Below are 23,624 nucleotides of genomic sequence, written 5' to 3'. Positions count from 1 at the left end.
GGGTCGACTCGGCCGCCCGGCTGGTGATTCGACAACAGTGTTGACGTCGTTGTGGACGGGCTTGTCAGCCGTGCCCGCTCGCCGACCAGAGCATTTGCGTGTTGGAGTACTTTATCTGTTACAGTACTAGCCGTGCCCGAGAAGTTTGACAGCGATACATTTTTGGCGAGCGACGCGTTCGCAGCCGACCTCCTGCGGGGGCACACCGACACGATCGTGTTGGCGGTGCTGAGCCAGGGCGAGAGCTACGGCTTCGAGATCTTCAAGACCATCCGCGACGCCACCGGCGGGGCGTACGAGATCAAGGAAGCCACCCTCTACGCCAGCTACCGACGGCTACTCAAGGACGGCCTGGTGGAGGCCTTCTGGGGCGACGAGACCCAGGGCGGCCGCCGCAAGTACTACCGCATCACCGATGCGGGCCGGGCCGTCTACGGCCACAACGTCCAGGCCTGGGAGATCACCCGCGGCCTCATCGATTCCCTGCTCCGACTCGGCAAGTCCGCCGACCCGGGCACCAGCCGTTCAGGAAGGCGATCGTGATGACCGATAGCAGCCTGGCGATCCATCGCCTCCTTGACGAGGCGTTCGCCGGCATCGAGCTGACCCCCGAGGCCCGCGATCTCAAGGAGGAGATGCGCGCCAACCTGGTGGCCCGGGTGGCCGAACTGGAACAGTCCGGCGTCAGCGGGGACGTGTCCGCGCAGCGGGCGATGGCCGAGCTCGGCGACGTGCGGTCGATCGTGGCCGACGCCGCCGGTACGCCGTCGACGCCGTGGCTGGACCAGCGAGTGCGGCCGCGCCCGGCGTTCGTCGTACGGACGCTGCTGCTGTCGCTGCTGGCGGCCGGTGCGCTGGCGGTCCTGACCCTGTCGGTGCTCTACACCGTGGCGACCGCATGGGAGGTGCCGGCCGTCGTGGTGCTGGCGGTGACCGGCGGCCTGATCACGGCCGACGCACTGCGGCAGGAGACCACGACCAACTATCCCCTGCCCACCGGCCGGGCGCTGGCCTACGGCGCGGCCGCCGCGCTGGGCCTGGCCGGTGCCGGGACCATCGCGGCCGCCGAACCGGAGTGGGCCGTCGGCCCGCTGGTCGCGGGCGGGGTGCTGCTGGTCGTCGCGGCGGTCGCGTTCACCTGGCTGGGCGTGACCCAGACCAACCGACACAAGCCGTGGGTGGTCCGGATGCAGCGCGAGCACGGGGAACTGGAGCCGTTCGCCGGCGACCCGGCCGCGGCGGCCCGGTTCGGGATCTACTCCGCCACGATCTGGCTGGCGGCGCTGGGCGGGTTCGTGGTGCTGACACTCGCGGTCGGCTGGGCCTGGTCGTGGCTGGCGCTGCTCGGTGGCCTGCTGGCGATGATGCTCCTGCTGGCGCGCACCCTGTTCAAGCCGCGCGACTGATCGCACCACCATCAGGACGGCCGAATGCCCGATGTGGCATTCGGCCGTCAACTTTGGTGTGGGCGATTTCCCAAGCATCGATGGAAGCGTATGGTCCAAAATCGTAAAGCTTATTAACAGTTTCTTCTTCTGCCCCCGGAGGTGGGAACATGCAACGACGAAGCTTGGCGGTACTGGGATCGATCGGGACGAGCCTGCTCGCCGCCGCGACCGCGATCGTCATCTCGGCACCGTCCGCCGACGCCGCGCTGACCAGCAACTGGTACGCCTCGGCGCCGTACCTGATGCCGTTCGACAACAGCCCGCCCGACCCCATCCCGGTCATGAACGCGACCGGCCAGAAGGCGTTCCAGTTGGCGTTCATCCTCGCCCCCAACGGCGGCGGCTGCACGCCGACCTGGGACGGCACCCGCCCGGTGTCCAGTGACACCGAGGCCGCCAACCTGATCAGCCGGATCCGCGCCAACGGCGGCGACGTGAGCGTCTCGATCGGCGGGTACGGCGGCACGAAGCTCGGCCAGACCTGCGGCACCCCGGCCGCCACCGCCGCCGCCTACCAGCAGGTCGTCACCAAGTACGGGCTCAAGGCCATCGACTTCGACCTCGAGGAGCCCGAGTACGAGAACGCCGCGGCCGTGCACAACGAACTCGGCGCCGCCCAGATCCTCCAGCGCGACAACCCCGGCCTGTACGTCTCGGTGACCACCGCCGGGACCGCGTCGGGCACCGGCTGGTTCGGCCAGCAGATGCTCAACGACGCCAAGGGCCTGGGCTTCACCCCCGCCAACTACTCGATCATGCCGTTCGACGGCGGGTTCAACGGCGCGTCCAGCCAGATCAGCGCGCTGGAGGCGTTCCACTCGATCCTGATGACCACGTTCGGCTGGAGCAGCGACGTCGCGTACGCCCACGAAGGCGTGTCGATGATGAACGGCCGCAGCGACGCCGGGGAGTACTTCCGGCAGGCCGACTTCCAGTCCGTGCTCGACTACGCGACCGGCCACCGACTGGCCCGGTACACGTACTGGTCGGTCAACCGCGACCGGCAGTGCGCCGACCCCAACCAGAGCACCACCTCCGGCACCTGCAGCAGCGTGCCGCAGGCCGCCTGGGACTTCACGAAGTACACCGCACGGTTCGCCGGGGCCACCCCGCCGACGACCCAGCCGTCCACGCCGCCCTCCACGCCGCCCGGCGGCTGCACCGCACCGGCCTGGGCCAGCGGCACCGCGTACACCGGCGGCTCGCTGGTGTCCTACAACGGCCACACGTGGAAAGCGCAGTGGTGGACCCAGGGCGAGACCCCCGGCACCGCCGGGGTGTGGCTCGACCAGGGCGCCTGCTCGGGCACGCCGAGCTCGCCGCCGCCGGGCGGCCAGTGCACCGCACCGGCCTGGGTCGCCACGACCGCGTACGGCGGCGGCAGCGTCGTCTCGTACAACGGGCACAAGTGGACCGCCAAGTGGTGGACCCAGGGTGACATCCCCGGCAACAACGGCCAGGGCGTCTGGACCGACAACGGCCCCTGCTGAACACCGTCCGGCCCGGATCCGCCCGCCCCTGACGCGCGCGGATCCGGGCCGGACCGGCTTCACGGCCGGTATGCGCGAGCCGATTGCCCGGCTACAGTGCCCGATCATGGACGCCCTCATCGTCTGCCTGTGGATCTGTGCCGGTGCCTGCGCCGCGACCTGGACCGCCTCCCTGATCAGCGGCGAGCACTCGTGGGTGGACCGGATCTGGTCGATCATCCCGGTGGGGTACGTCGCGGTGTTCGCCGCCTCAGCCGACTTCGCCGACACCCGGCTGAACGTGCTGACCGCGCTGGTGCTGCTGTGGGGAGCCCGGCTGACGTTCAACTTCGCCCGGCGCGGCGGGTACGCCCCCGGCGGGGAGGACTACCGGTGGGCGATCCTGCGGGCGCGGCTGACGCCGTGGCAGTTCCAGGTCTTCAACCTGCTGTTCATCACGGTGTACCAGAACATCATCCTGCTGCTGATCAGCCTGCCCGCGGACACGGCGCTGAGCCACCCGCGGCCGTTCGGAGCGCTCGACGCGGCGCTCGCGGTGGTGTTCCTCGCGTTGCTCGCCGGGGAGACCGTGGCCGACCAGCAGCAGTGGAGCTTCCACCGGCGCAAGCACGCGGCGGTCGCGGCCGGTCAGGAGCCCGAGTCGCGGTTCCTGCGGACGGGGCTGTTCAAGTACTCGCGCCACCCCAACTACTTCTTCGAGCAGGCGCAGTGGTGGGTGGTGTTCGGCTTCGGGGCGGTCGCGGCGGGTTCCGTCGCGCAGTGGACGGTGCTGGGCGCGGTGCTGCTCACCGCGCTGTTCGTCGGCTCGACGGTCTTCACCGAGAGCATCACCCGCTCCCGTTACCCGGAGTACGCCGACTACCAGGCGGTCACCTCGCCGATCGTCCCCTGGCCGCCACGACGCGGCGCCTCAGCGGCGATCCGCTGAAACGGGCCGGGTCCGTACTCGGACATGGCCCGTTTCGCGGGTGGTTATCCGCGCCGGCCGGAACCGCCCCACTGGGACCCCACCGGACCCTTGGCCTGGCAGGTCGACCCGAAGCGGTCGTGGTGGTAGTCGAGCCGTTCGTTGCGGTCAGCCTGCGCGACCCGCTGCCACGCGCCCTCGCTGGCGGTCCACCAGCTGCCGTCGGTCTTGGCGATGGTGTCGATCGTCGAGGACATCGGCGTGACCAGGCCCTGCTGCCAGCGAGCCACCATCGCCTCGTGCGTCATCTCGGTCAGAACGCTCACATCGGGATTTGCAGGAGGAAAGGTGTCAGCAAGCACAGTGGCATTCCTTACAAAGGGGGCGGCTTCCTCGAACTATGCGCCGCGTGACGACGTTTGAGCAAGCTTTTCCAGGATTCGATGTGGTTGCAGCCTGGTCCGGCGCGCGGCCCGCCGCCTCTTGGCCCGCCGTCCGAGCAGGCTCGACCGCCGGTGAGACCAGCGCGAAGTCGGCCGAATCAGCGGTGAAACCGCGGTGTAGGCGCGGTGGAACCGGCGCGGTGGATGCTGTTGCCCGACCGGTTGACGCCGGTCGCGAGGGAGCGAACACATGAACTACATTCCCGCGGTCCACGCGGAGGGCCTGGTCAAGTCATTCGGTGACTTCCGCGCCGTCGACGGGGTCGACCTGCACATCGACCAGGGCGAGATCTACGGCGTGCTCGGCCCCAACGGCGCCGGCAAGACCACCATGCTCAAGATGCTGGCCACCCTGCTGCCCATCGACGGGGGCCGGGCCGAGATCTTCGGCGTGGACGTGCGCCGCGACCCCCACCGCACCAGGCAGTTACTCGGTGTGACCGGGCAGTACGCGTCCGTGGACGAGAACCTGACCGCGAACGAGAACCTGTGGTTGTTCGGGCGACTCCAGGGGGTCTCCAGCCAGACCTCCCGCAAGACGGCGGCCCAACTGCTGGAGCAGTTCGGGCTGCAGGAGGCGGCGAACAAGCCGATCTCGCAGTTCAGCGGTGGTATGCGGCGGCGTCTCGACCTGGCCGCCAGTTTGATCACCCGGCCGCCGTTGATCTTCTTGGACGAGCCGACCACGGGACTGGACCCGCGTACCCGGGGACAGATGTGGGACACCATCCGCGAGCTGGTCGCGGGCGGCTGCACAGTCCTGCTGACCACGCAGTACCTGGACGAGGCCGACCAGCTCGCCGACCGGATCGCGGTCATCGACCGTGGCCGCAAGGTCGCCGAGGGAACCCCCGACGAGCTGAAGGCCTCCGTGGGCAACTCGACCCTGCGGCTGCGGCTGACCGACGCCGCCGACCAGCCGGCGGCGGCCGACGTCGTACGACGGCTGCTGGGTGAGGATCCGGTGCTCAGCCCCGAGTCGGGGCGGATGAACGTCGCGCTGGCCACCGCGGACCGGGCCGCGGACGTGCTCATCAGCCTGCGCGAGGCGGGGATCGGCATCACCTCGGTGAGCGTCGACGCGCCGACCCTCGACGAGGTGTTCCTGGCGCTCACCGGACACGACACCGGTGACAGCTCCGACCAGTCCGCGACCGCGGACGAACTTCAGCTCGAGGTGGCCCGATGACCATGCAGTTGACCCAGCCGACGCCGGTGGCGACGGCGCCGCGACGGCTGACGGCGGCCGACATCGCCGCTCGCACGACCTCGCACAACAGCGTGCGCCAGACGCTCGGCCAGACGATGTCGATGGCGTGGCGGGCGACGAAGAAGATGCGTCGCAACCCGGAGCAGTTCTTCGACGTCACCGTGCAGCCCCTGCTGTTCACGGCGATGTTCGCCTACCTGCTCGGTGGCGGTATGGCCGGCAGCGTGCAGGCCTATCTGCCGCTGGTGATCCCCGGCATCCTGGCGCAGACCGCGTTGACGGCGTGCATGGCCACCGGCGTGCAACTGCGCGAGGACATGGAGAAGGGGGTGTTCGACCGGTTCAAGTCGTTGCCGATGGCCCGGATCGCACCGCTGGCCGGTCCCATGATCGCTGACCTGCTGCGGTACGCCATCGCCTCGACGTTGACCTTCCTCACCGGTATCGCGATGGGCTACCGCCCCGGTGGCGGCGTGGCCGGTGTGGTGCTGGCGATCCTGCTCACGATGGTCGCCGGCTGGTCGCTGGCCTGGGTGTTCACCTGGGTCGGCACCCTGGCCCGCAGTGCGCAGAGCGTCCAGGGCATCTCCATGATGATCATGTTTCCGTTGACGTTCATGTCCAACGCGCTGGTCCCGGTCGAGACCCTGCCCGGCTGGCTCGCCGCGTTCGTGAAGGTCAACCCGGTGTCATACGTGGTCACCGCCACCCGCGACCTGGCCAACGACGGCCAGATCACCGGGCACGTCGGCTGGGCGCTGGTGTCCTGCGCGGCCGTCATCGCCATCTTCGCGCCGCTGTCGGTACGCGGTTACAAGCGGCACCTCTGAGATCAGTCGGCCCCGATCCGCTCGAGCAGGCTCCGTGCCTCGTCGAGCAGGTCGGGGCCGCGCCGGTCGCCGTACTCGGCGGCCAGCCCGGCCAGCAGACCGGGTGCACGCGCCTCGGCCTGGACGGCGATCCGCTCCCACGCCATCGTCGGCATGCTCCGGTTGTACGCGAACCGTTCCGCCAGCGCGATCAGCCGCACCGCCTCCTGGACCGGCAGGGCATCGCGCAGCAGTCCCCACGCGCCGAGCGCGAACAGCACCAGCCCGCAGACCGGATAGTCCAGGTAGGGGTGGTCGGGGTCGAGCACGCGCAAGGCCCGCTCACCGGCCTGTGCGAACAGCGCCGTGCCGGCCGGGTCGTCGGCCGGCGCGTAGTAGGCGCGCGCGGCCAGGCTGGTCGCCTCGGCCAGCAGCACCCACGGCTCCAACCCCGTCGCCGGAACGCCCGGCATCCGCAGCTTGCGCACCCGCACGCACGCCTCGCGGTACGCAGCCAGCCCCGCCTCGATTTCGCCGCGTGCCAGGGCCAGCTCGGCGTTGCCGAGATCGAATACGAGCCGGCCGCCCAGGATCCCCTCCACCTCCTGCGGGTCGCCGATGTCGGCGAGCTGCCCGGCGGCGGCGGCGATGTCACCGGTGGAGATCATCACCAGGGCGAGCAGGGAACGCAGCTGGATGGCGTCATCGCGGGCGCCGAGCCGATCCAGCACCGGCAACGCGGCATGCGCGTGGACGGCCGCGTCTTTCACCCGGCCGAGCTGCATCGCGAGTTGCGCCGCCATGGTGTGCATGATCGCCTGTGACCAGGGGCCGACCGTGTCGTCGGCGAGCAGCAGCCCGCGCTCGGCGGCGTCCATGGCCGCGTCCGGGTCGCCCAGGTTCTCCAGGGACTGGCTCAGCCACGGCAGCGCCAGGGCCGCGATCTGGCGGTCGGGGGAAGCGGCGTGTTCACGCAGCTGGTGGAGGAAGCCGTCGGGTGAGCTCGGGTCGATCTCGGTCAGCATGGTGACCATCGCGGAGATCCATGGATCGTGCTCGCCCGACCCGATCACCCGCAGCGCGGACCGCAACCGGTCCGAATGCGGGCTGTTGGCGACCAGGGAGCCGTTGAGGGTCATCCCGATCGCCATCCGGGTGGCGTCGGCGAGGTGCGGCGGGGGCGTCCACCCGTCCACCGCGTTCGCGGCCGCTTCGATGAGTACCAGCAGCCGGGGGTGTTCGCCCAGGATGATCCAGTATCCGGCCAGGGCGGCGAGGATCTGCACCGTCGCCGCCGGGTCCGGTGCGGCGAAGGTCCGGCGGAGCACGTCGGAGAGGTTGGTCTCCTCGGGTCGGATGGCGTCGACGACGTCGACCTGCTTGGGGCTGAACAGGGCGCGGGCGTGCCGGGCGGAGAAGGCGACCGCCCAGGCACGCTGGGCCTGGTCGGCCGCGGCGTCCTCGCCGGCGTCGATCAGCTGCATCCGGCCGAACTCGCGTACGGTCTCCAGCATCCGGTAGCGCACACCGCCGGGACCGGTCTCCACGACGGTCAGCAGGGACTGGTCGGCCAGATCCTGCACCGCCGCCAGCGCGTCGTCGCCGAGCATCGCCTCGGCGGCGGCGAGGGTGAACCCGTCGTGGAACACCGACAGCCAGCGCAGCGCCCGGCGTTCCCGTTCGGCGAGCAGGTTCCAGGACCAGTCGATGACGGCCAGCAGCGTCTGGTGCCGGTCGGGTGCGCTGCGGTCCCCGCCGCGCAGCAACGCGAACCGGTTCTCCAGGCGGCGGGCGATGTCGGCGACCGCCATCACTCGTACCTTCGCCGCCGCCAGTTCGATGGCGAGGGGGAGCCCGTCGAGCCGCTCGACGATCTCGGCCACCACCTCGTCCGTACCGGCGAGGTGTACGTCCGGTCGGGCTGCCGTGGCCCGCTGTCGGAACAGCTCGGCCGCGTCCTCGGGGTCGAGCTCGGCCAGCGGGTAGACCTGTTCGGCGGCGATGGCCAGCGGCGCTCTGGTGGTGGTGAGCACGCGCAGCTCACGGGTGGCGGCGGCGAGGTAGGCGACGAGGTCGGCGACGGCGGCGACGATGTGCTCGCAGTTGTCCAGGATCAGCAGGCTCGGTGCCTGGTCGAGGTAGCGCGCCATGCGGGCGCGCACGTCGGCCCGCTGCTCGGCGGTGAGGGTGCGTCGGCCGCTGACCGAGTCGCGTACGCCCAGCGCCGACCCGATCTCGCCGACGAGGTCGTCGGGAGCGGTGACGCCGACGAGTTCGACGAAATGCACCACCGGGGCCGGGTACTCCCGGCCCAGCACATGGGCCAGCCGGGTCTTGCCCAGCCCTCCCGGCCCGACGATGGACACGACCCGGAAGGCGGCCAGCGATGCCTGCAGCCGTCGGATATCGGCGGCGCGGCCGAGCAGAGTGGTCGCCTCGTAGCGCAGGCCCGCGCGGACCGGGCTGTCCTGGACGAGCAGCTCGCTGTGGACCCGGCGCAGCTCCGGGCCGGGGTCGGTGCCGAGGCGGTCGCGCAGGTCCGCCCGGTAGGCCTCGTACCGGCTCAGCGCGGCAGCGGTGCCGCGGACCGCCGCCTCGCTGCGCAGCAGGTCCGGCAGCAGTGTCTCGTCGGCGGGGTTCGCGGTCCAGACCTCGGTCAGGGTGGGCAGCGCGTCGGCGTACTCGCCGAGCCTGGCCTTGGCTCTGGCCAGCAGCAGCCGGGCCTGCCCGAGGTGGTGCTCGGCCTCCCGGCGCAGCGACCCGAGCGGTCCATGGCCGAAGTCGGTGGCGACCGGGCCGAGCGCGAGGGCCGCAGCGGCCAGGTCGGCCGCGCGTGCCGGGTCGGATTCGAACGCGGACCGGGCCGCGGCGAGCCGGTCCGCGAGTACCTGCGTGTCCACTTGCGACCGCTCGATGCCCAGGCGGTAGCCGTCTGCGTCGCGAACCACCGAGTCCGGCCCGTGCGCCGACCTTGTCCGTGAGACCAGCACCTGCAGCGCTTTGAGTGGATTGGCGGGGACGTCCTCGTCCCAGATGAGGTCGATCAGACGTGCGGAGCCGACCGTCCGTCCGGCGGCGGCCAGCGCGGCCAGGAGCGCCTGCGGCCGCTCGCCCAGCACCGGCTCGCCGTCCCAGCGCACCGTTTCCAGCAGCGACAGGATGATCGGCACCCGCCAAGTCTAAGAGCCTGTTGAATAGCGAGGTCAGTCGGTGCGGAGTGGGGCTTTGAACCGGCCAGCGCGGTGGTATCCGGTCAGGCGTCGGGTCATCGCGATGGCCCTGGCCCACTGGACCATCGCGGCGTGGTGTCCGGGATACCGGTCATGCTCAGGCACTTGGCGGCCCAGCCGACGACGATGCGCCGTTCGTACCCGTTGATCTTTCCATGCGACTGCGCCCAGGTTCAGGTGCGCAGGGTCTGTCGAGGCGTGCGGCCATACTCCTGCCGGTAGTCGGCGGCGAAGCGGCTGAGGCTGGTGAACCCCCAGCGGCGCGCGACGTCGGCGACTGTGTCCCCGCGTGTCGGATCGGCGGCCTGCAGGTCGCGATGTGCCCGCTCCAGTCGCACTCGGCGCAGGTACGCCATCGGTGTGGTGTCGATGTGGCGGTGGAAGGCGGCCTGCAGACCGCGCGCGGAGATCCCCGCCGCGTCGGCGATGTCCTCGAGGGTCACCGGTTCGTGCGCGTGGGCGTCGATGAAGGCGACGGCGCGCCGCAGTGCGGCGGGCGCCACCCGCCCCGGCTCGGCGAACTCACCGGCGGCGGTGGCGGTGTTGGGGAAGGCGGCGATGGCTACGGTGGCCGCCAGGTCGATCGCTGCGGCGTGCACCAGCGGGTTGGCCAGCGCGGTGTCGGGTGCGCTGAGCGTTTTGAACAGGTATCTCATAGTGTTGCGCCAGCGCCGGCGCGCTTGCGGGGACACCGGGGCCATTCCCTCGAAGCGGAAGTCCGCGAGCGCGACGCCCGACCGGGCGGCCACCTGCGCCACCCGGTCGACCGGTAGCCGCAGCATGCACTGTTTCAGGTCGGCGAACCGGACGGCCATCGGCACGCCCATGGGGTAAAGGACCGGGTCCCCGCGCAGCGACCGCAGCTGCATGTCCCCGGCTTGGATGTCGAACTCGGCGCTCAGTGACACGACGAAGACAAGGTGCGACAGCGGGTCGGTCATCATCTCCACGGTCGCGGTGTGCCGGATGGCCTCCATGCCCAGTTCCCCGAGTGTCAACTCGCGCCGCTGGAATCGGAAGTCGTCGACGCCGCCGATGACACAGTGGCGGTTCACCCCGTCCGCGCTGCGGATGATCTCGTGTGCCTGCTGCACGTCGCGGGTCGTGAACTCGCTCGCCTGCACCTGCAGCGCTATGCCATCAGCCATGCCACCCGCCCTCGGACGATACGCCCGCCAGAGGATTCCGGCGCAAGGCGCGCCTAAATCAACGAGAGTCGGCGACACTGGGTGTCGCTGTGCCTTGCGCGCTTGGCGATGAGCGCGAAAACCCGAGATGCGCCACCAGCGTTGGGATCGACCGGGTGTGGCGGCTGCCCGTCGCGTCGATGTGTTGTCAAGTCCGGTCGTACCAGCCCGAGGTCTGAGGTCTGGGCTGCCCTCCACTCGGCGCCAGCGGCTGCGGATTAGGAACTACCGGGAGCCGTTCCGTCGTCCAAACAGTCGGCCTTGTGAGTCGCGTGCACACTTCCGGCACGTATTGACCGTTCCCGGCTGTGGACGGGACCGGCTACGCACGTACTGACCGTATTCCGCCGCTTACATGTCAGCACTGCGCACGCATCGACCATTGCCCGCCTCGAACATTGTGGAACGGCGCTTATCGGGCAAGCCTGGTGGAAAGGGTTTTTTCTGACAGCGCGTCGGTGTTTGTGAGGGGGAACGCTGTGCCTCAGATAGAGGTTCTGCGTGCTTTCAGATTCGCCCTGGACCCCTCTGACGCTGAACGCGCCGAGCTGGCCCGCTATGCCGGGGCGTGCCGGTGGGCCTACAACTACGCCCTGGGGAAGATGACCGAGTCCTACCAGGCCTGGGCCGCTCGTCGGAGCGTCTACCTTGACGCGGGGCTGAGCGAAGTCGAGGCGAAGGCCCGGATCAAGGCCGACGGCGCTGAGCTCACCGACCGCATCAAGGTGTGGGACCACCACCGCAAGAGCCTCATGAACAACGTCATCGGCAAGCAGGCTCCTGCCCCGGCGCAGCCCTCGACGGGGCAGGAGGAACTTGAGCGCCGGCTTGCCGCTGTGCGCGCGGACGCCGCCGGCGCCGGCCGCGAACGTGAGCTGTTGGCCGAAGCCCGCGCCATGGTGAACGCGCTCAAGGCCGAAGCGTTCAGTGCCGGGTTCCGCACGCCGACTGCTTTCGACACCAGCGCCCTGTGGCGCATGGACCGGGACCGGCCCAAAGAAGAGGGCGGCAGCCCCTGGTGGTCAGAGGTGAACGGCTTCTGCTTCACGTCCGGCTTCGACCGCGCGGGGGTCGCCTGGAGGTACTGGCAGGATTCGCTGGCCGGTCGGCGCGCGGGTCCCCGCACCGGCTATCCCCGGTTCAAGAAGAAGGGCCGCGCTGCGGACTCGTTCACGCTGTTCCACGACGTGAAGAGGCCGATCATCCGCCTGGACGGCTACCGGCGCCTGGTGATGCCGGGCCTGGGCAGCATCCGCATCCACGACAGCGGCAAGCGCCTGGCACGGCTGGTGACCCGCGGCCAGGCCGTCATCCAGTCCGTGACCGTCACCCGTGGCGCCCATCGCTGGTACGCCTCCGTGCTGGCCAAGGTGAAACAGGATGTCCCCGTGCTGTGGGAGCACGTCGACGACGACGGCATCCGAGTCCCGTACATGACCCGCGCCCAGGCCGAGAAGGCTGCCAGCGGCAGCGGCCGTGTCGAGCAGGTCGGCGGCCCGACCGTCCGCCAGCGCGCCGGCGGGCTCGTCGGCGTCGACCTCGGCTCCCGCTACCTGGCCGCCCTGTCCAGCCCCCTCGATCCAGCCGACCCCACCTCGGCCCTCGTGCAGCACCCCCGGCTGCTCGCCGACAGCCTGACCAAGGTGGCCAAGGCGCAGCGCACGCTGGCCCGTGCCCAGCAGGGGTCGCACCGGCGGGCGAAGGCCGCAGCCCGGGTCGCCCACCTGCACCACCAGATCAGAGTCGGCCGTGCCTCGTTCCTACACGGTGTCTCCAAGAAGCTCGCCACCCGGTTCACGCATGTGGCGATCGAAGACCTCGCCCTGGCCGCTCTCACCGCCTCAGCCAGAGGCACCGCCGAGCAGCCCGGCAAGGACGTGAAGGTCGAGGCCCGGTTCAACCGGCACCTCCTGGACGCCGCGCTGGGGATCCTGCGAGGCCAGCTCGAATACAAAACCGCGTGGTACGGCTCCCAACTCGTCGTCCTCGACAAAAACGAGCCAGTCGCCAGCACCTGTGCGAAGTGCAAGGAGCGAAACCCAAGCTCCGACCCTTCACGCAGCAGGTTCCACTGCCTTTCGTGCGGCGCCGTCGTACACCGTCACGAGAACAGCACCGCGAACATCGTGTACGCGGCGCGAAGGCAGCTCACGACGGTCGCCTCCGATAGCGGGGAGACCCTAAACGCTCGTAGAGACCCGGCAAGCCCGACGTCCGCAAGGACGCCGGGCAGGGGGCGTTGAAGCGAGAAGACACTGGTTAACGCCAGTGCCACCCTCGGGGAGTGATCCCCGGGCGTCCCACACCACCACAGCCGACGCGACGCAGCAGCTACGTGCCGAAAGGCGCCCTGAGCAATTTGGCCGCTGCTCCTCGCACGCGTGGGACGATCCGTGTTCTGGCAGTCGGCACCATGAAGCTGTCCAACAATGCTTCGTTACCTGAACAAGATCAAGAAGTGGCCTCAGGGACGGCCAGGACCGTTCAGAAAACCCGTCCAACAACCCGACGCGTCCATCAAGGAGCCCCAGCGATCGTTGGGCATGATCACGCCTATGGACACCTCAGGTGCGCAGGGTATGCCGCGGTGACCGGCCGTACTCCTGCTGGTAGACGGCGGCGAACCGGCTGAGGCTGGTGAACCCCCACCGGCGTGCCACGTCGGCGACCGTGGCCCCGCGCGTGGGATCAGCGGCCTGCAGGTCGCGGTGGGCCCGCTCCAGCCGCACCCGGCGCAGGTACGCCATCGGCGTAGTGCCGACGTGGCGGCTGAACGCGGTCTGCAGCGCCCGGCAGGAGAGCCCTGCCGCGTCGGCGATGTCCTCGACGGTGACCGGCTGGTGCGCATGCGCGTCGACGAAGGCCACCGCCCGCCGCAGCGCCGCGGGCGCCACCCGCCCCGGCTCGCCGAGATGACCGGCAGTGGTGGCCGTGTTGGGGAAGGCTCCGATGGCCGCGGCGGCCGCCAGGTCGACCGCCGCGGCGTGGACCAGCGGGTTGGCCAGCACAGTGTCGGGTTCGTTGAGCATCTGGAACAGGTATGCCATCGTGGCGCGCCACTGCCTGCCCGCCTCCCGGGACACCGGCGTCATGGCGAGAAAGCGGAAGTCCGCGAGCGCGACGCCCGACCGGGCGGCCACCCGCGCCACCCGCTCGACCGGCAGCCACAGCAGGCGCACGTCCACCTCGGTCCATTGGACGGTCAGCGGCACACCCGTGGGGCTGAGGTACGCGTCACCGCGCATCGGGCGCACCTCCTCGCGCCCGGCCTGGACGCTGAGCTCGGCATTCAGCGAGACGCCGAACAGCAGGTACGGCAGCGGGTGGGTAACGGTCTCCACGCTGGCGGTGTGCCGCACGCTGCTCATACTTAGTTCCCCGGCCGTGATCACGTGCTGCTGGAACCGGAAGTCGTGGCTGCCGCCGAGGACACGGGGCCGGTGTGGCGTGTACGTGTCGCAGATGACCTGGTGCGCGACCTCCATGTCACGGGTCGTGAACTCGCGCGACTGCACCCGCAGTGCTTCGCCGTCAGTCATGCCACCCCATCCTCGAACGATGCTGGCCGCCGGTGGGGCTGGGCAAGGGGGCCTAACCACCAAACGAGAATCCGGGCGGTGGGTTTTGCCCGTCCTGCGTGCAGTTCTCGGGTGCGGAAGGAGGTCACGGCTGAGTTGACTGCCCCGGACGGTCCGGGGGGAGATCTCTCCTAGCCGCCCCCAGCTGTGTTTGACTGGTCCTGGGCCGAGGACGGGCGATTCGGAACCACGCGATCGTGCAGCGCGGTGGCCGTCCCCTTGCCATCCCGCCCGGCGGCGGCTCGCATCTGGGCGTGGATGTCAGCCCGTACCGCCAGCGCGAACAGACCGACGACGGCTGGTCCGGCGATCATCTTCGGCATCCAGCCCGCGTCCGTACTCCGGGGCACCAATACCCCGGCCGCTCCCGCCGCAGCAGCACCATCCCATTGCGCCGACCATGCATCGTCGAGAAACCCTTCGGCCTCGACCCGGGCGGTCGCGGCGCGAGCTCGGCCACCGCGAGCTGGACCGCGAGTGCCGACAGAAGGGCACCGGTCGTCTCCCCGATCATCCCACCACCGACGCGACAGGGCCCGCTCAGGTCACCGAAGTCGCCACGGTCCAGGGTCGGCGGCGATAGATTGGCACCGTCTGGACGTTGTCCCTCACCGGCGGAGGATGGCGATGCCGAAGTTCATGATCCGGGGAACTTACAGCAACGAAGGCCTCAAGGGCGTGCTCAAGGATGGTGGTAGCGCCCGGGTCGACGCTGTGCGCAAGTTGGCCGAGAGCGTCGGCGGGCATCTCGAATCCTTCTACTTCGCGTTTGGTGAGGACGACACGTACGTTGTCTGCGATCTTCCGGACAACAAGGCGGCCGCTGCCGTAGCGCTGGCTGTCGGTGCCGCCGGTGGCGTCAGCACCAAGACCACGGTGCTGCTGACGCCCGAGGAGATCGACCAAGCAGCGAACGTCAAGGTCGACTTTCGCGCCCCCGGTCGATGATCCGCATCAGCGCGAAGCAGGGGCATGGGTTTGATTCGTGAGTTGCGCAACCCGCGTCACCGTCCGCCACCGCCAGCTCAGGGGTGATACGCGAGTAAGGGGACGCATCCGCCTGTTCGCGGTCGAGTGGGCGCCCTGGAACCGGAGCTCAGCCGGGGCGGGCCGGCCCGCCCCGGTGACGGGGCGGGCCGGTCGTTCGCTCGGACGGTACGTCAGAAGTGCAGAATCGCGGTGTTGCGGCCGGTGTCGTCCATTGCCTGGCCCGTCACCACGAATTGGTTGTCGTCGGTGATGCCCACCGCCGCGTCGGCGTAGAACGTGTCGTAGCCGATGGCCGCGGTCAGGTCGTACATGTGACCCTGCGGGTCCCACACCACGACATGGGTGTCCCAGGGCTCCACGTCGGCGGTGCCGATGACCCAGCCGCTTGCGTTGATGGCGATGGCGTCGGACTGCAGGCCGAAGTCCGGCAGCGGCCGCAGGCCGTCCGCCTTCGACCAGATGACCGCGCGCGAGCCGCTGCGGCCGACGGCGACTCCGCTGTCGTTGACCGACAGCAGCGCGCCGTAGCCGTCGTCGACCGGGTGGATCGTGTTGTCGGCGTCCCAGTAGACCGGCTTCTCGCCGCCGTCCTTCATCGATGCGCCGACGACCAGGCCGCTGGAGTTGATGGCGAGCGGTTCGGTCTGCGACGGGTCGTCGGTCAGGTGCGGCAGGTGCACGTAGCCGCCGGCCTGAGTCCACCGGTAGGGCTCGTTGAACCACTGGAACCCGTTGGTGTCGGTCCACCGCGTGATGTTGCCGACGACCGCGCCCGAGTCGTTGATGGCGAAGGCCCGGCCGTAGAGGGCGTCGGGTGCCCAGTCCGGCAGCGGCAGCTCCGTCACCGTTCCGTCGGCGTGGAAGATGCCCGGCACGGTCGGCGTGGTGACGTGCTCGGACTGGCCGACACCCTCGCCCTTGTTGTTGATCGAGAAGATGTGCCCCTCGTAGCCGAAGTAGGGCACGATTCCATCCTGGGCGGTCCAGACCGACGGAACGCTCACCGCGTTGCGCTGCGCGGAACCGGCGACCCGGCCGTTGCGCACCGACAGCGGCATCATCGGACCGAAGACCTCACCTACGTACACCTTCGGCGCGGTGACGCCGCCGACGGTGACGATGGCCTCGCCCACGACGGCGCCGGTGGTGCTGGTCATCTCCAGTGCGCCGAAGATCTGGCGGCCCTGAGGCGCCAGCGCGGCCGGGGTGACCTTGCCGGTCACCGTGCCCGACTGGTCGTGCGCCAGGCTCAGCGGCGGGGTGAACGTCGTCTGCACGCTGCCCAGCGACGGGGTGCGCACCTCGTCGAAGTAGTCGAAGTCGGTGCTGCCCGCCGGGACGGCGTATCCGCTGACGATGATCGTGTAGACCGCCGCGGGCGGGTTGTCGATCACCACCGACTCGGCGGAGTCGCCGTCGGCGCTCTGCCCGATGATCGCGCCACCGGCCGCGACGAACAGGTCCAGGTCGGCCTGCGGGTCGCCGGGGTTGCCGATGGTCGCCTCGAACCGCTTGGTGCCGTAGGGGACGGTGACGGAGAAGTACCTGTCCTCACCGTCGCCGATCGTCGGCCGCTCGGTGTAGCGGCTGCCCAGCGGCGAGGACGACGCGGCCAGTTGCACGGGGCCGAAGTGGTTGGTCACGTGCCAACTCACGTCGGCGCTCTGGTGCAGCTCGACCGTGCCGACCGCCGCGGTGTCCGCAGTGGACACCCCGAACGCGGTGACGGTCAGCTGGTAGGGGTTGGCCTCCAGCGGCGACGTGCGGGCCGCCTCGATCGTGATCTCCCAGACGCCCGGCATCGGGTCCTTGTACGTCTTGAGGTTCGGATCGCAGCCGGACTCCGGCAGGTTGGTGTAGCAGCCCGCCTCGACCGGTACGCCGTACGGGTGCTGTCCGACCAGCCGTACGCGGCTGTCCTTGGCCACGCCGTCCAGCTTCACCTGCATGGTCTTGGTGTGCTGCGGGACCGTGACGAAGTAGGACCGCACGCCCGCCTTGCGGACCGAGCCCTTGGCGGTGCTGGCGTAGTTCGGCCCGGTGAGGTCTGCCGAGGTGATGACGTTGGCCATCATGAGGGCGTCACGGCCGGGTGTCCACACGTCGTCGATCTCCATGATCGCGCTGTGGATGCCGTTGCCGCGCGGGTCCACCCCGACCTTCACGGTGACCGCCTTGCCCAGCGGCAGCAGCAGCATCGGGCTGGTCCGGAACGTCCCGTCGTTGCCGACCCAGCTGACACGGTGCAGCAGGTTCCCCTTCGGGCCGCTGGTCCGGGTGACCTTGACCTCCTGGGTCCGGGCGCTCGTGCCGCCGCAGCGGTCGTAGAGGCCGGCGCCGCGGTCCGGGGTCGCCAGGTAGTCCGAGATCGGCGTGCACACCGGGGCGTCGATGGTGTACGTGCTGCGGGCCAGGCCACCCTTGCGCAGCAGCTGCCAGGCGGCGTCCACGTCGAACAGGCCGTTGCCCTGCTGGTAGGCGGGGGTGCCGGTCAGCGGGCGGGCGCCGTCGAAGATGGCCCGGCGCAGCTTGGCCGGTGACGCGTCGACGTGACGGCTCTTGGCCGCCGACAGCAGCAGCGCGGCCGCACCGGCGGCCTGCGGGGACGCCATCGACGTGCCGTTGAACATGCCGTATCCGGCCGGCAGGGTGTATCCGATGTCGGCCACCGGCGCGCCGCCCAGCCACATCGGGATGGAGCTGACGGCCGCGCCCGGCGCCACGATGTCGGGCTTGAAGCCGCCGTCCTCGCGCGGGCCGAAGGAGGAGAAGTTGAACATCCCCATCTTCGTGGCCACCTGCGAGCCGTAGTCGGCGTACCAGGTCTGGCTGGAGACGGAGGCGCCGACGCTGATCACCCGTGCGGCGACCGAGGGGTCGCCGATGGTGTTGACGCCCGGCCCGTTGTTGCCGGCCGACAGGAACAGCTGCACGCCGTACGTGTCGACGAGCGCGTCGTAGAGGTACGCCCGGACGTTGGCGCCGTCGTTGAGCGCGGGCAGCCCGCCGATGGACATATTGACGACGTCGACGCCGCGGTTGGCGACCAGATCGATCATGCCTTCGGTCATCGCGACGGCCGTGCAGCCACCGGACCAGGTGCAGGCACGCGCGGACACGATCTTCGCGCCCGGTGCCGCGCCGTCCATCTGGCCGCCGAACAGCGAGTGTCCCGCCGCGATGCCCGCGACGTGGGTTCCGTGGGCGCCCGCCGGGAGGCCGATGTTGACGAAGTCGGCCTGGCCGGACTCGCCGATCGGGGCGAGGTCCACGCCGAGGCGGTACTCGACCACGAAGGGCACGCTCTCGTGCACGTCGGTCGCGGGGTCGTCGGTGCCGAAATGGCCGACCTGGAAGCCGTCCTTGTACGGCTTCATCAGGGGCTCCTCGGCGAGGTCCCCGTCGCCGTCGGCGTCGACCCAGATGGCGTGGTCGGCGGGCCGGTACAGCACGCCCCAGGCGTCCCAGTCGTCGCCGTCGCGGTTGACGTCGCCGCTGAGCTCGGTGTCGCCGGTCGTGTCGTACTCGTAGAAGAGGCCGAACTTGTAGTCGCCGGGTGCGGGCGCGGTGTAGGTCATGCCGAAGCTGTCGAAGGCCGGGTCGGCCGTGACCGTGCGGGACATGCGCAGCCAGGTGCCGTCGCCCTCGGTCAGCGGGTCGGTGGCGGTGACCCAGTCGACGATCTTCCGCGCGCCGGTCGAGGTGGTGGCCAGCGCCGGGTGGTCGAGGTCGACGCCGGTGTCCAGGATGCCGATGGTGACGTCGCGCCCGTCCCACTGGGGGTTGTGGTCCTTGAACGAGACCGCCCCGGTCTCGTTGGTCGGCAGGTACGGGTTGTCGTCGGGCGTCCTGGTGCCGGGTGCCTTCGGCGGGCCGCTCGGGGCCTTGTGCCGGTCGGTGCCGTCGGCCTGCGGCTGCGGGTCGACGATCTTGAGCTTCTCGTCCAGGTCTACGGCGAGCACCGAGGCGGTCTTGGCCAGGCTGTCGACGGACTGCGTGGGAACCGAGGCCCGCAGGTAGCCGAGCTTGGTGTCCCGGTACGCCACCTTGCCGCCGGCCTTCTCGACGGCCTTGCGGGCGGCGTCGAACTGGCCGGGTTGGACGGCGAACATCGCGTTGACCTGTTTTTTGCCGTCGCGGACGGCCTGGGTCAGCAGGTCTCGGTCGTGTGAGCCGAGCTTGTCCTTCTTGTTTTCCGCCGAGCGTTTGAGCGGGCCGGGCGGCTTGCCGTCGCCGGGCGCCGCCGAGGCGGGGGACGCCACGGTGGCGATCACCGCTACCGTGGCGAGGAGGGCCGCGCCAGCGCGGCGGAGTCTGCGTGACATAGTCCAGCAGCCTGCGCAGTCGCCGGGGGCGACACAAGATCGTTGGGTGGCGGATTAACGCCATGGCACCAACCCGTCATTAATCCACTGTGGACCCATCGGCTCAGGTGGGGCGACTGCCGAAGGCCTTGCGGTAGGTGCGTGGCGGCACGCCGCGGCGGCGTACGAACTGCTCGCGCAGTGCGGCCGCGGAACCGAACCCGACCTGTCGGGCGACCTCCTCGACCGGCAGGTCGCTGGCCTCCAGCAGTTCCTCGGCCCGGTTGAGTCGCTGTGCCAGCAGCCAGGCGTGCGGGGTGGTGCCGGTCGCGTCGGCGAAGCGGCGCAGGAACGTGCGGCGGCTGGTCAGCGCCCGAGCCGCCAGTTCGTCGATGGTCAGCCGCCGGTGCGTGTTGGCTCGGGCCCAGGCCAGCACCGCGCCGAGCCGCTGGTCCTCGAATCCGTCGGGCACGGGCGCGGTCACATACTGCGCCTGTCCCCCGTCGCGGTGCGGCGGGATCACCAGGTCGCGGGCGACGTCGTTGGCGGCCGCGGCGCCGTACTCGCGGCGGATCAGGTGCAGGCACATGTCGAGGCCCGCGGCCGCACCGGCGCCGGTGACGACCTGGCCCTCGTCGACGTAGAGGACGTCGGTGGTCAGCCGCACCGCCGGGTAGCGCGTGGCGAACTCGGCGGCGAAGCGCCAATGCGTGGTCGCCTGGCGCCCGTCCAGCAGACCCGCCTCGGCCAGCACGTACGCGCCGACGCAGTGGCTGGCGACGGTCGCGCCGCGGGCGGCGGCCGCCCGGAAGGCGGCCGCGACCGATGGTGGTGGTTCCCGGAACCGGCTGCCCGGCAGCGCGATGACCAGGTCGGCCGTGGCGAGCCGGTCGAGTCCGGTGTCCACCTGCACCGCGAGCCCCAGGTCGGTGCGGACCGGACCGGGTCGTTCGGCGCAGACGGCGAAGGCGAACCGGCCGGTGAAGATCTCGCCGACCAGCCCGAGCCCGAACGCCGCCACGCCTTCGGGGGCGTACGCGGCCACGGATCGGAAAGCCATGCCGTGATGATGGCACGTTCTTTGTGATCGGTGGCAACCGTGCCACTCGTTCTGATCGGCCGGACGTCGCAGGATTGCCGCATGAACGACGCACCCCACGGCCGCAGCGCCGCCTTCCACGTCCTGAGCACCGGCTACACCACTTCCACCGGGCCGGGGGTGGCCGCCACCGTCTCCCTCGTCCTCGACGGTGAGCTGCGCATCGTGTTCGACCCGGGCATGGTCGCGCACCCGTCGGCGATCCTGGATCCGCTGGCCGACCTCGGCCTGCGGCCGCAGGACGTCACCGACGTCGTGCTCAGCCACCATCACCCGGACAACATCATGAACGTGGGGCTGTTCCCGCACGCACGCGTGCACGACTACCAGGCGGTCTACCGTGGCGACCAGTGGACCGATCGCGACGCGGAGGGCTTCGCGTTGTCCGAGTCCGTGCGCCTGATCCGCACCCCGGGCCACAGCCGGGAGGACGTCACGATGCTCGCCGGCACGCCTGAGGGTGTCGTCGCGTTCGCCGGTGATTTGTGGTGGCGGGCGAACGGTCCGGCCGAGGACCCGGTCGCGCCGGACCGCGGGCAGCTGACGGCCAGCCGGGAGCGGGTCCTGGCCGTGGCCGACCTCGTGGTGCCCGGCCACGGGGCACCGTTCGTGCCGGACGCTTCGACGCCCCGGTAGCCGTGGATGTCGGACCGCCGCGGCTCGCCCGGCCTGGGTACGCCGTCCGCCTCGGTCACCGGTGGTTCAAGCCGTCGGTGACCGGGCTGGGCTGGGCTGGGCTGGGCTACTGGATCAGCTCGTCGATCTGGTTGATCGCCGCGGTGGAGCCCTCGATGACGCCCATGTCGAGCACCTTCTGCATCCCCTCGGCGGATTCGAAGGTGCTCACGTACGTCGCTCGGGTGCCGCCGTCGTGTGCGGCGAAGGTGTAGACGTTCTTGGAGACGGGCAGGTCCGGGTTCGGGTTGAAGTCGAGGTCGGCGAAGCCGTCGTCGAACGAGAGGCCCGTCGGTTCGTCGACGACCGTGATGAGCCAGTATCCGGCGTACTTCTCGCCCTCGGGACCGGTCATGTAGTAGGTCACGCGTCCGCCGGGCCGGAGGTCGTGCTCCACGACAGTGGCCGGATAGGTCGGCGGCCCCCACACCTTCTCCAGTTGGCGCGGGTCGGCGTACACCTGCCAGACGCGCTCCACCGGCGCGGCGAAGTCGGCGGTGATGCTCAGCGTCAGGGTGTCAAGGTCATGCTGGACGTCGGTCACAGGCATGGTTCAGTCCTCCTGGTCAGGATCGGATGCGATGAGCTCGTCGATGCGGGCGACGCGGCCACGCCAGATCTGCTCCAGTTCGGCGAGCATGGACGCCACCGACCGCACCGCCTCCACCTCGCCGCTGACCAGCTGCTCGCGCCCGCTGCGGCGCTTGGTGAGCAGACCGGCCTTCTCCAGCACGGCGACATGTTTCTGCACCGCGGCGAAGCTCATCCCGTACTTCGCCGCGACAGCGGAGACCGAGTGCTCCCCGGCCAGCACGCGACGCATGATGTCGCGCCGGGTCCGGTCGGCCAGAGCCTGGAAGAAGGCGTCTGCTTGATCCTCGCTCCGCTCGGTCACCCATCAAACATACAACCAATTGGTTGTACGTCTGCGTCCGGATGGGTCTTCAACGGCGTTCATCCCGAAATGAGGTGAAACCGCATCACGGGCGCAAGACTCACGATACGTTCGCCAAGGAGCGCCCCACCTTTTCGTTCACCAAGGACGGCTGCCATGCGCGTCTCGACCCGGCTGCGGCGTCGGGCTTCGACAGCCTTCGTCATGGCTCTCGCCCTCGGTCTGTCTTCGTGTGAGTCCACTGTCGGCGTGACGGGTTCAGTCGTACCCCAGGAGCTATTCGCTTCCCAGGCCGTCAGTCCGGAGGCCCGGAAGGTCGCCGACATCGTCCAGCAGAAGATGAAGGAGCAGGACCTCACCAGCGCGGTCTACGGCGTGTGGCGCGGCGGCGAAGTGATCGCCGTCGGCGCGTTCGGCGGCTCCCCGATCGGGGTTCCCGCGAGCCCCGACATGCAGGTGCGTATCGGGCAGCCGATGGAGCCGATGCTGTCCACCGCGCTGCTGCAGCTCGATGGCGAAGGCATCCTCAAACAGGACGAGCCGATCGCGAAGTGGCTGCCCGACTTCCCCCGCGCGGACCAGATCACCCCGAGAATGCTCGCCGACAGCACCTCCGGCATCTCGGACTACGTGACGAACCCCAACTTCGAGAAGCAGTTCTACGCCAACCCCATCAAGGGGTTCACGAGCGAGGAACTGCTCGCGCTGGCCAACGAGCGCCCGCCGCTGTTCGAACCCGGCAAGAGCTTCGCGTACGCGCACAGCGACCTTGTCGTGTTGGGTGAGGTGCTGCAGAAGGCGACCGGGAAACCGCTGGGTGAGCTGCTGCAGACGCGCATCCTCGACCCGTTGCGGATGCGTGCCAGCAAGGTCATGCTGACGCCCCAGCTCAGCGAGCCCTTCCTGCACGGCTACACCAACGAGCGCGGGGTCTTCGAAGACTCGTCCTTCTGGAACCCGACGGCGTTCCTGCACAGCGGCAACATGAACACGACCGTCGCCGATGTCGCCACCTGGGTTCGCGCCCTCGCCGATGGCCAGGTCCTCAGCGATGGGCAGCACCAGGCGATGATGGCGCCGTCCACGGCCGGGTTGGGGTCGCTGACGAAGGACAAGTTCTTCGCCTACGGTGTCGCGCACGCCGGAGACTGGATCTTCATGAATCCGGCCTACGGCGGCTACCACGGTGTCGTTTACTACGACACCGTGACAAAGACGCTCGTCATCGCCTATGTGACCCTGGGGCCGACCTCCAACGCCAACGTCGACAACGCGCTCCCGCTGGGCAAGGAGATCGCCACGATGCTCGTCCCGGACCGTCCGCCGCAGGTCTGACCCGGAGCGACGCATTGACATGTA

General features: G+C 69.8%; 17 protein-coding genes and 1 pseudogene. 10 read left to right on the top strand and 8 right to left on the bottom strand.

All coding sequences use genetic code 11. The features are described from left to right. Positions 1–132: 132 nt before the first annotated feature. From KUA19_RS07805 to KUA19_RS07790, 4 genes are all read left to right on the top strand, one after another. Complete coding sequence (locus tag KUA19_RS07805; RefSeq protein WP_308167373.1) at positions 133–543, top strand: PadR family transcriptional regulator; 411 nt, start codon at positions 133–135, stop codon at positions 541–543. Then, the gene (locus KUA19_RS07800) at positions 543–1,406 is read left to right on the top strand and encodes a permease prefix domain 1-containing protein (RefSeq protein ID WP_217395472.1); all 864 of its coding nucleotides are present in this window, start codon (positions 543–545) and stop codon (positions 1,404–1,406) included. The genes KUA19_RS07805 and KUA19_RS07800 overlap by 1 nt, the downstream gene beginning before the upstream one ends. Before the next feature lie 149 nt (positions 1,407–1,555). Further along, on the top strand, positions 1,556–2,938 hold the full coding sequence (locus KUA19_RS07795; RefSeq protein ID WP_217395471.1) for a chitinase: 1,383 nt from the start codon (positions 1,556–1,558) through the stop codon (positions 2,936–2,938). Between the two features lie 106 nt (positions 2,939–3,044). Further along, positions 3,045–3,866, top strand: a complete 822-nt coding sequence (locus KUA19_RS07790; protein ID WP_217395470.1) for a DUF1295 domain-containing protein — start codon at positions 3,045–3,047, stop codon at positions 3,864–3,866. A gap of 44 nt (positions 3,867–3,910) precedes the next feature. Here KUA19_RS07790 and KUA19_RS07785 read toward each other — a convergent pair whose 3' ends face one another. Then, a complete protein-coding gene (locus KUA19_RS07785) occupies positions 3,911–4,171 on the bottom strand; it encodes a hypothetical protein (protein ID WP_217395469.1) in 261 nt (86 codons plus the stop codon). A gap of 307 nt (positions 4,172–4,478) precedes the next feature. Between KUA19_RS07785 and KUA19_RS07780 the strand changes: the two genes are divergently transcribed. Together KUA19_RS07780 and KUA19_RS07775 are read left to right on the top strand one after the other, a co-directional pair. After that, a complete protein-coding gene (locus tag KUA19_RS07780; protein ID WP_217395468.1) occupies positions 4,479–5,477 on the top strand; it encodes an ATP-binding cassette domain-containing protein in 999 nt (332 codons plus the stop codon). Next, positions 5,474–6,328, top strand: coding sequence for an ABC transporter permease (locus tag KUA19_RS07775; RefSeq protein ID WP_217395467.1), 855 nt, complete (start codon positions 5,474–5,476; stop codon positions 6,326–6,328). Before KUA19_RS07780 ends, KUA19_RS07775 begins: the two co-directional genes overlap by 4 nt. Positions 6,329–6,330: 2 nt before the next feature. Here the strand turns inward: KUA19_RS07775 and KUA19_RS07770 are convergent, their stop codons facing one another. Together KUA19_RS07770 and KUA19_RS07765 are read right to left on the bottom strand one after the other, a co-directional pair. After that, positions 6,331–9,477, bottom strand: a complete 3,147-nt coding sequence (locus KUA19_RS07770; protein ID WP_217395466.1) for an ATP-binding protein — start codon at positions 9,475–9,477, stop codon at positions 6,331–6,333. Between the two features lie 233 nt (positions 9,478–9,710). Further along, a complete protein-coding gene (locus KUA19_RS07765) occupies positions 9,711–10,685 on the bottom strand; it encodes an AraC family transcriptional regulator (protein WP_217395465.1) in 975 nt (324 codons plus the stop codon). A 347-nt stretch (positions 10,686–11,032) separates the two neighbouring features. Between KUA19_RS07765 and KUA19_RS43825 the strand changes: the two genes are divergently transcribed. After that, a complete protein-coding gene (locus tag KUA19_RS43825) occupies positions 11,033–12,967 on the top strand; it encodes an RNA-guided endonuclease TnpB family protein (protein ID WP_217395464.1) in 1,935 nt (644 codons plus the stop codon). Between the two features lie 321 nt (positions 12,968–13,288). Here KUA19_RS43825 and KUA19_RS07755 read toward each other — a convergent pair whose 3' ends face one another. Beyond that, a complete protein-coding gene (locus KUA19_RS07755; protein ID WP_217395463.1) occupies positions 13,289–14,263 on the bottom strand; it encodes an AraC family transcriptional regulator in 975 nt (324 codons plus the stop codon). Positions 14,264–14,929: 666 nt separating this feature from the next. Here KUA19_RS07755 and KUA19_RS07750 point away from each other — a divergent pair. Continuing rightward, positions 14,930–15,250, top strand: a complete 321-nt coding sequence (locus KUA19_RS07750; protein WP_217395462.1) for a GYD domain-containing protein — start codon at positions 14,930–14,932, stop codon at positions 15,248–15,250. Positions 15,251–16,392: 1,142 nt separating this feature from the next. Here KUA19_RS07750 and KUA19_RS07745 read toward each other — a convergent pair. Continuing rightward, positions 16,393–19,617 (bottom strand): annotated as a pseudogene (locus KUA19_RS07745) (S8 family serine peptidase); the annotation flags it as partial. A 103-nt stretch (positions 19,618–19,720) separates the two neighbouring features. Further along, positions 19,721–20,656, bottom strand: coding sequence for a helix-turn-helix domain-containing protein (locus KUA19_RS07740; RefSeq protein ID WP_217395460.1), 936 nt, complete (start codon positions 20,654–20,656; stop codon positions 19,721–19,723). A gap of 81 nt (positions 20,657–20,737) precedes the next feature. Between KUA19_RS07740 and KUA19_RS07735 the strand changes: the two genes are divergently transcribed. Beyond that, entirely contained in the window at positions 20,738–21,331 is a 594-nt protein-coding gene (locus KUA19_RS07735; RefSeq protein WP_217395459.1) for an MBL fold metallo-hydrolase, read from the top strand. Between the two features lie 106 nt (positions 21,332–21,437). On the opposite strand, the gene KUA19_RS07730 is transcribed toward KUA19_RS07735, so the two are convergent. Next, positions 21,438–21,920 carry an SRPBCC family protein gene (locus KUA19_RS07730; RefSeq protein ID WP_217395458.1) on the bottom strand — a complete coding sequence of 161 codons (483 nt, stop codon included), beginning with the start codon at positions 21,918–21,920 and terminating at the stop codon, positions 21,438–21,440. 3 nt (positions 21,921–21,923) lie between these two features. Continuing rightward, positions 21,924–22,265 carry an ArsR/SmtB family transcription factor gene (locus tag KUA19_RS07725; protein WP_217395457.1) on the bottom strand — a complete coding sequence of 114 codons (342 nt, stop codon included), beginning with the start codon at positions 22,263–22,265 and terminating at the stop codon, positions 21,924–21,926. 249 nt (positions 22,266–22,514) lie between these two features. On the opposite strand from KUA19_RS07725, the gene KUA19_RS07720 reads away from it, so the two are divergent. Further along, positions 22,515–23,600, top strand: a complete 1,086-nt coding sequence (locus KUA19_RS07720) for a serine hydrolase domain-containing protein (protein ID WP_217395456.1) — start codon at positions 22,515–22,517, stop codon at positions 23,598–23,600. The last annotated feature ends 24 nt before the right edge of the window (positions 23,601–23,624 follow it).

The sequence above is a fragment of the Catellatospora tritici genome (assembly GCF_019083965.1).
GTDB classification, from domain to species: Bacteria; Actinomycetota; Actinomycetes; order Mycobacteriales; family Micromonosporaceae; genus Catellatospora; species Catellatospora tritici.
This window is presented reverse-complemented; position numbering and strand designations above follow the sequence as displayed.

Excerpts from the sequence above, each read along its gene's own strand:
- KUA19_RS07800 (WP_217395472.1), top strand. The coding sequence starts at position 543 with ATGACCGATAGCAGCCTGGCGATCCATCGCCTCCTTGACGAGGCGTTC.
- KUA19_RS07795 (WP_217395471.1), top strand. The coding sequence starts at position 1,556 with ATGCAACGACGAAGCTTGGCGGTACTGGGATCGATCGGGACGAGCCTG.
- KUA19_RS07790 (WP_217395470.1), top strand. The coding sequence starts at position 3,045 with ATGGACGCCCTCATCGTCTGCCTGTGGATCTGTGCCGGTGCCTGCGCC.
- KUA19_RS07780 (WP_217395468.1), top strand. The coding sequence starts at position 4,479 with ATGAACTACATTCCCGCGGTCCACGCGGAGGGCCTGGTCAAGTCATTC.
- KUA19_RS07775 (WP_217395467.1), top strand. The coding sequence starts at position 5,474 with ATGACCATGCAGTTGACCCAGCCGACGCCGGTGGCGACGGCGCCGCGA.
- KUA19_RS07765 (WP_217395465.1), bottom strand. The coding sequence starts at position 10,685 with ATGGCTGATGGCATAGCGCTGCAGGTGCAGGCGAGCGAGTTCACGACC.
- KUA19_RS07755 (WP_217395463.1), bottom strand. The coding sequence starts at position 14,263 with ATGACTGACGGCGAAGCACTGCGGGTGCAGTCGCGCGAGTTCACGACC.
- KUA19_RS07750 (WP_217395462.1), top strand. The coding sequence starts at position 14,930 with ATGCCGAAGTTCATGATCCGGGGAACTTACAGCAACGAAGGCCTCAAG.
- KUA19_RS07740 (WP_217395460.1), bottom strand. The coding sequence starts at position 20,656 with ATGGCTTTCCGATCCGTGGCCGCGTACGCCCCCGAAGGCGTGGCGGCG.
- KUA19_RS07735 (WP_217395459.1), top strand. The coding sequence starts at position 20,738 with ATGAACGACGCACCCCACGGCCGCAGCGCCGCCTTCCACGTCCTGAGC.
- KUA19_RS07730 (WP_217395458.1), bottom strand. The coding sequence starts at position 21,920 with ATGCCTGTGACCGACGTCCAGCATGACCTTGACACCCTGACGCTGAGC.